The sequence below is a fragment of the Enterococcus sp. HMSC076E04 genome (assembly GCF_001814285.1).
Taxonomy (GTDB): domain Bacteria; phylum Bacillota; class Bacilli; order Lactobacillales; family Enterococcaceae; genus Enterococcus_B; species Enterococcus_B lactis.
In genome coordinates this window covers 38,757-46,221 of record NZ_KV815625.1, presented here as the reverse complement: position 1 = coordinate 46,221, position 7,465 = coordinate 38,757, and the positions used below count along the sequence as shown (strand labels likewise).

Annotated in this window: 7 protein-coding genes; 3 read left to right on the top strand and 4 right to left on the bottom strand. The window is 37.5% G+C overall.

Going from position 1 to position 7,465, the window contains the following annotated elements; genetic code table 11:
- Positions 1 to 78: 78 nt before the first annotated feature.
- The 4 genes from HMPREF2961_RS10735 to HMPREF2961_RS10720 form a co-directional block, all read right to left on the bottom strand.
- On the bottom strand, positions 79 to 549 hold the full coding sequence (locus HMPREF2961_RS10735) for a glutathione peroxidase (RefSeq protein ID WP_002314490.1): 471 nt from the start codon (positions 547 to 549) through the stop codon (positions 79 to 81).
- Between the two features lie 160 nt (positions 550 to 709).
- Entirely contained in the window at positions 710 to 1,168 is a 459-nt protein-coding gene (locus HMPREF2961_RS10730) for an S-ribosylhomocysteine lyase (protein WP_002289439.1), read from the bottom strand.
- Positions 1,169 to 1,339: 171 nt separating this feature from the next.
- On the bottom strand, positions 1,340 to 2,485 hold the full coding sequence (locus tag HMPREF2961_RS10725; RefSeq protein WP_002292688.1) for a cystathionine gamma-synthase: 1,146 nt from the start codon (positions 2,483 to 2,485) through the stop codon (positions 1,340 to 1,342).
- A gap of 12 nt (positions 2,486 to 2,497) precedes the next feature.
- Positions 2,498 to 3,415, bottom strand: a complete 918-nt coding sequence (locus HMPREF2961_RS10720) for a PLP-dependent cysteine synthase family protein (RefSeq protein ID WP_002314491.1) — start codon at positions 3,413 to 3,415, stop codon at positions 2,498 to 2,500.
- Positions 3,416 to 3,843: 428 nt separating this feature from the next.
- On the opposite strand from HMPREF2961_RS10720, the gene efp reads away from it, so the two are divergent.
- The 3 genes from efp (at position 3,844) to HMPREF2961_RS10705 (ending at position 7,395) form a co-directional block, all read left to right on the top strand.
- Entirely contained in the window at positions 3,844 to 4,407 is a 564-nt protein-coding gene (gene efp, locus HMPREF2961_RS10715; RefSeq protein ID WP_002289434.1) for an elongation factor P, read from the top strand.
- Positions 4,408 to 4,604: 197 nt separating this feature from the next.
- Positions 4,605 to 5,372 carry a J domain-containing protein gene (locus tag HMPREF2961_RS10710; RefSeq protein ID WP_070704762.1) on the top strand — a complete coding sequence of 256 codons (768 nt, stop codon included), beginning with the start codon at positions 4,605 to 4,607 and terminating at the stop codon, positions 5,370 to 5,372.
- A gap of 127 nt (positions 5,373 to 5,499) precedes the next feature.
- Complete coding sequence (locus tag HMPREF2961_RS10705) at positions 5,500 to 7,395, top strand: alkyl/aryl-sulfatase (protein WP_002314494.1); 1,896 nt, start codon at positions 5,500 to 5,502, stop codon at positions 7,393 to 7,395.
- The last annotated feature ends 70 nt before the right edge of the window (positions 7,396 to 7,465 follow it).

The following is a 7,465-nucleotide window of genomic DNA, read 5'->3' as shown; positions in this document are numbered from 1 at the left end:
CTTGTGAGAGTAGGACGTCGCCACGCAAAGGTAAAAAGATGAACTAGAAATAGTTCATCTTTTTTTATTTTTATTAAGTTAAAGAACGGATTCAATTGCAGTAGTCATTTTCAATGGAGAAGTTTGTGGTGCAAATCGTTCAATTACTATTCCATTTCGATCAATCAAAAATTTAGTGAAATTCCATTTTATGGCTTTAGTGACCGTACCAGGAGCTTCATTTTTAAGATAAGTAAAAAGAGGATCTGTATTTTCTCCATTTACATCAATCAATTGATGCATAGGGAAGGTAACGCCATAAGTGGCTTTACAAACTTCTGCTGCTTCAGTCGCTGAAGCTAGTTCTTGTTTAAATTGATTCGAAGGAAAGCCTAATATAACCAAACCTTGTGACTGATAAGTTTGATAAAGTTTTTCTAATTGCTCGAATTGCGGTGCTAGGCCGCATTTTGTTGCAGTATTGACGATGATTATTGGTTTGCCGGCATATTTTTCCAATGAATAAACTGTGCCGTCTTCTAAAGCAACTTCAAAATTATAGATAGACATAAAATTTTCTCCTTTCTATTATATGATAAAAAGAGTGCTAAACTGAAAACTAGCTATTTGTTTTCTCGTTTAGTACTCTTTTCAGACAATAAATAGTTAATAAAACGACTACGAAGATAAGATAGCTTTATTGCTTCTCACCTTTACGTTCTTTTAGAAACTATGCTTCTACTTCAGACCATTCATCGCGTTTTGCTAAAAATTCACGAGCTAAGGCTTGTGCACCTTCTAATGTATGGCTAGCAGCCCAGCCGCATTGTGTTTCATTGCTTGCTGGTACTTCAGTAGCTTCAAGGACATCTTTCATTGTTGCTTCCAGAACATCTAAAATATCTTCGTAACTTTCATGATTCAATACAGTCAAGTAAAATCCTGTTTGGCATCCCATTGGTGACCAGTCTACGATATAATCTGCATGATTACGGATTAGTTCAGCAGTCAAGTGTTCCAATGAATGCAGACTTGGCATATCCATGTGTTCTTTATTTGGTTGTTTAAAGCGGACGTCGTATTTAATGATGACATCGCCATGTGCACCTGTTTTTCGATCGGCTACACGTACATAAGGTGCTTTGACTTTCGTATGGTCAAGATTAAAACTTTCGACATTCATTCTCATTTATAAGACTCCTATCTATTTGTTCATTTGTTTTGATGTTTTCCACTAAAGAATTATTTAGTGAAATTTACAAAAACGTCTTTCTACTTGATTCTAACACTTATCGTTTCCAAGGTGTAGCAATCTGAAATATTTTTTAGATTTTTCTGCTAAACCGTTTATGCGGACTTTCTAGTTCTTGATTGTGTCAAATGCCTGAGCTAAATCGTTTATGAGATCCTGACCATACTCAATTCCTACAGAAAGACGGATCAAGCCGTCCTTTATGCCAGCCTCTTCACGTTTTTCTTTTGGAATAGACGCATGAGTCATGACAGAGGGAATTTCTACTAAACTTTCTACGCCACCTAAACTTTCTGCTAAAGTAAATAGTTGGAGAGATTCAACAAAAGGAATAGCAGTTGCTTCATTTTTTAAAGTAAAAGAAACCATTCCGCTAAAGCCACTCATTTGTTGCTTAGCAATTCCATAAAGTTCATGATCGGGTAATCCTGGATAGTAGACCTTTTCTACTGCTGGATGAGAGAAAAGAAAATCAGCTACTGCAAAAGCATTTTTTTGATGTTCCTCCATACGAACACTTAGAGTCTTGATTCCACGCTGAAGTAACCAGCTATCTTGAGGACCAAGAACGGCACCGATAGCATTTTGATAAAATCCGATCTGCTCAGCCAGCTCTTTATGTCTAGTAGTCACTAGACCAGCTACTACATCGCTGTGTCCGCCTAGATATTTGGTGCCGCTGTGGACAACGATATCAGAACCAAGATCTAATGGTCTTTGAAAATAAGGAGTAGCAAATGTGTTGTCAGCAATAACTATCAATCCATGTCGATGAGCCAGAGTGGCACTTTTTTCTAAATCAGTAATCTTTAGAAGTGGATTGCTAGGTGTTTCAAGATAAAGTGCTTTTGTATTGGGTTGGATGGATTGTTCTATTTTATCAAGATTGCTCGTATCTATGATCGTGTACTCGAGACCATTTTTAGTAAGAACCTTGTCAAATAGACGGAATGTTCCTCCATAGACATCATCTCCTAATAAGATATGATCGCCAGCTTCAAAAAGAGAAAAAACGGCATGAATCCCAGAAAGACCAGAAGAAAAAGCGAATCCTCGAACACCCCCTTCCAAATCAGCAATCAGTTCTTCCAATGCAAAACGAGTAGGATTACCAGATCTTGAATATTCATATTGTTTAGGATGACCGACTCCATCTTGCCGATAAGTGGATGTTTGATAAATAGGTACACTGACAGCTCCTGTTGTGGAATCTTCACTGATGCCTCCGTGGATCAATTTTGTTTGAATGTGCATGTTTCTTTCCTCCTATAAGTAAATGTTTTTTGATAAATAGCGGTCTGCTGCGTCTGGAAAAATCGTAACGACACGATGACCAGGTGGTAAACGACGAATTTCTCTTAATGCTGCTGCAAAAGCCGCACCACTCGAACTTCCAACTAATAGTCCTTGTTCTCGTGCTAATTGCCTAGTATAGTTAAACCCTTCTATATCAGAGATTGTCTCGATCTGATCGATTGAAAGGGGAGAAAGAAACGGCGGAATGAATTCTACACCGATACCCTCAATTTCATGAGGGGCTGGATCTCCGCCATTTAACACAGAGCCCTCTGGTTCTACACCGATTATTCGAATGTCGGGATATTTTTCTTTCAAAAAGGTAGTAGTTCCAGCAAAGGTTCCACCGCTACCGATCCCCGCCACAAAACTATGGATATCTTCTTTGATTTCATGAAAGATTTCCGGCCCTAACGTATGATAGTAAGCAGCGGGGTTATCTTTATTTTCAAATTGAAGAGGCAGATAGCTGTTCGATATCTCTTCTGCAAGTTTTTTACTTTTGCTGATGGCACCGACGATTCCTTTCTCACTAGGAGAATGGATGATCTTTGCTCCCAATGCTTTCATCAATTGTTGTTTTTCTAAGCTGAACTTCTCTGGAACAACAAAAATCGTTCTTAACTGATGCGTGAGTGCGGCCAGAGCAATCCCAATCCCTGTGTTTCCGGCAGTCGGCTCGATGATCGTCGTTTTTTCATTGATTTTTCCTTGGGCAAGTCCTTCTTTGATTAAATAACTGCCCAATCGATCTTTGATACTTCCTCCTGGATTTAAATATTCCAGTTTTGCATAAATAGCAGAACCTTTAGGCATAGAATAGTGCTGATTGTCAAAGCGATAAAGCGGTGTAGAACCAATAGCTTCTGTAATTGTCGAGATAATCATATGGACCTCCTAAAAAAGATAATAAAAAAAGGAGCTGACTATTAAATCAGCTCCTTGAAAGACATAGAGAAAAATTGAGTAGACAAAAAGATAAGTTATCTGGTACTCATTCTATGAAGGGCAATTAATAGACATGACAAATAGTATGCTGCTTTTACGCACCATACAACAGCAACGATTCAATTGTTTTTGGTTGCTGACTGTCATGTGTATCCCTCCAAGTAAAATTTTTATTAACGATAGCATAAAAAAAAAATAAAAGTCAAAGGCTTGAAAGGAAAAAATTTTCGATAGTATCGTTTACCCGTGTTTATTTTTTTTTGACAAATAGTCATGAAACCTTAAAAGATAGAGAATACTCTAGTTTTCTGACCGGTTGTCTGATACAATAAAGTTGATTATGATAAAGAAAAGAAGGAGCAAAAATAATGATCTCAGCAAGTGATTTAAGAGCCGGTATGACATTCGTTCAAGACGGTAAATTGATTAAAGTTCTGGATGCAAGCCACCATAAACCTGGTAAAGGAAATACAGTTATGCGTATGAAACTGAAAGATGTCCGTTCAGGCGCAACATACGACACAACATTCAGACCAGAAGAAAAATTTGAAAAAGCACATATCGACACAAAACCTGTGCAATATTTGTACACGATGGACGATACAGCTTTCTTCATGGATTTGGAAACATATGAACAATATGAAATTCCTGTAGAAACAGTAGAAGAAGAAATGAAATATATTCTAGAAAACATGGAAGTAAAAATCCAATTCTTCGGTAGCGAAGTTATCGGTGTTCAATTACCAACAACTGTCGTGTTGCGTGTCGTGGAAACACAACCTTCAATCAAAGGTGCAACAGTTACTGGTTCAGGTAAACCAGCGACAATGGAAACTGGCTTAGTGGTCAATGTTCCTGACTTCATCGAAACAGATGAATTATTGGAAATCAATACAGCAGAAGGTTCTTATGTAAAACGTGCGTCAAAATAATGAGCTGACGAATTGATAAGAAGTTGAATAACATAGCTTGTCCTCTTGAAAAGTGGATCATCCGATCTGCCTTTCAAGAGGTTTTTTGTAGAATCAGCCGATTGAAAAATAAAAAAGTATTTGTTTTATTTACACTTTGAAATACAATTTAATTGAAAGATGTGATCTGTCGAATATTTTGAAAGAGAGGAATCTTTATGGGATTCATCCTATTACTGTTTTTTTATCTTTTGATTTTTTTGTTGTGGGAAATAATTGTAACGCTTGCATTTCCAGAAGTGGCTTTGTACATAATTGTTGTTTTGTTTTCGATGTTCCTTCCGAATGAAATAGGTGGGCGATATATTGAATTATTGGAATTTTTTCAGCCTATCATCCATTATTTTCAACGATTTACAGAAGCGCATCTATCTGTAAAATTATTTATTCTTTTAAGCATTCCACTGAGTTACCTGCTGTTGTCTAGTCTATTACAATTTTATGGTATTTATCCATTGCAGATCATAGGATCATGTATGACGATAGTTACTGTTTTTTATTTATTAAATGTTATTTTTCAATTAGCTTTGATTTGGAATATTTTGCTGACAGTTCCGGTCTCTCTCGTAGCAATTGGTATCCGTTTAGTTGTTTATCATTCTTTGAATAAGTATTTTCGTAAGTGTACGTATTTATTCACTTTTTTACTCAAAGAAAAAAATGAAAAGAAAGATACTTCTGAGCATACGCAACAATCATCTGATCAAAATAGGAACAACGAAAAAACTTCTTTAGTAATCAACGAGCCTTTTGAACTGGAAGCTTATTTTAGGCTGATCTTAGGTGTAGATGAACAGGCAACAAAAGAAGAGATCAAACATGCCTATCGACAAAAAGTCATGAAGTATCATCCAGATAAATCCGTAGAAGAAAATGCGAAAGAAAAGTACGAAGAGATTATCGAAGCCTATAAATATTTGAAATAGTTTCAAATTGCCATGTTTCCTTTTATTTTCCTACTGCTTGTATAACCAAGACAGCGTGTTCTTTCTCTTTATATTAAAATAATATTATAATTAAATTAGTTTAAAAAGAGAAAACGGAGGCTGAATAATGGAGAAGCATACGACGAAAGAGACACAGAAAGAAAATAGCAACGTAAAAAAACAATTGAACTTTGCGGATAATCATGAATTTATGTTAGCTAGCCAGAATTGTGTCGCTCCCTTTAACCATTTAGAGATTATTCAAGACGGAAAAGTTATATGGAGCCAGAAAGCTTATGCATTTTTAGAAGAGGAATGTCCAAACTGTGCGAATCCAAGTCTTTGGGAAAATGCGCGATGTAACCATCAAACGGGTCTCTTTCGTGTCACTGAGCAAATCTTTCAGTTACGGGGATTTGATATGGCCAACCTCACACTGGTTCTTACTCCAAACAATAAATGGATTGTCTTTGATACATTGATGAGTATCGAATGTTCAAGAGCATCGATTGAGTTTGCGGATCGCTGGTTTAATGAAAACGGGTATCCAGAAGTGGAGGGGAATCTTGCAGGAATCATTATCAGTCATTCCCATGTCGATCATTTTGGTGGCATACGCGGTTTGTTTAAAGACTTCAACGTAGATCCTTCTGTTCCGATTTATGTACCTGAAGGATTTACGGAAGCTGCTATTTCTGAGAACCTTATGGTAGGGAAGGCCATGGGAAGAAGAGCAGTCTTTCAATATGGCTCTTCCTTAGAAAAAAGTCCATTTGGTTCCTTATCTGTTGGGATTGGACAAGGACAATCTACAGGCACGATCAGTTTTGAGCTTCCTACTTGTGAGATCACTGAAAATAAAATAATCGCTATCGATGGATTAGATCTGGATTTCCAATTGACCCCTGGCACAGAAGCCCCTGCCGAAATGAATACGTATATTCCAGCATATCAAGCGCTTTGGATGGCAGAAAACTGCACTTGTACGATGCATAATCTTTATACTCTGCGAGGGGCACAGATACGAGATGGAAAAAGCTGGTCAAGATACCTTATCGAGGCACAACGGCGCTATGGACCAAAAGCAAAAGTATTGTTCCATGCGCATACTTGGCCGCGGTACGCCACTGAGGAGGAACCAGATGCTATTAACAGGTATTTACTAGACCAAGCACGGTTATATAAAGGAATTCATGATGAATCACTTAAAGCTGTCAATGCCGGGTATACCATAAACGAATTAGCAGAACAAGTCGCTTTGCCAGAAGAGCTGACAAACCAGTGGTATCTAAGACCATATTACGGAACGATTGCTCATAATAGCAAGGCGGTTTATCAAAAGTATATCGGTTGGTATGATTCAAATCCGGTGAATTTAAATCCGCTTCCTCCTGAACAGGAAGCGAAACAAATGGTAAAGTACATGGGTGGAGCAGAGGCCATCTTAGAAAAAGCACATGAAGATTATGAAAAAGGAAATTATCAATGGGCGGCAAAAGTTACGAATTTGGTCATTTACGCAGATCCTGAAAATAAAGAAGCAAGAGCGCTTTGCCGACGATCGTTGACACAATTGGGGTATCAATCGGAATCTGGGGCTTGGCGAAATGAGTACTTGACTGGAGCACTGGAATTAAAGGAAGATGTGGACTTGTTTTCAATTGAATCGGCTGATTCGTCAGAGTTATCGGCACAGATGAATGGAGAAATGTTGCTGGATTATTTAAGCATCCATACTATTTCGACCAAAAAACAACAGACGGGCATGGTAAAGTTCACAGATGATTGGCAACTTTCAAATGGTCAAATCCATTCATTGACAACGACTTATTTCATCGATTACTGGCAAGGAATTTTGACTTATTATCCTATTTCTTCAGACAAAGAGGAGGTCACGCTCATTTATGAAGGAAAAAGATTAACATTCCTCCAGCAAATGCTTGATTCCTCGGGTGAACCACGAAACTGGTCCATGTTTTTTAAAGCAGATACAAACAACTATTTCAATATCATGGAACCGTGAAAATAGTTGAAATAACTCATAAATTTAAGATATCCGAACGATATGGAAGTAAAAAGGGTTTATCATCGCT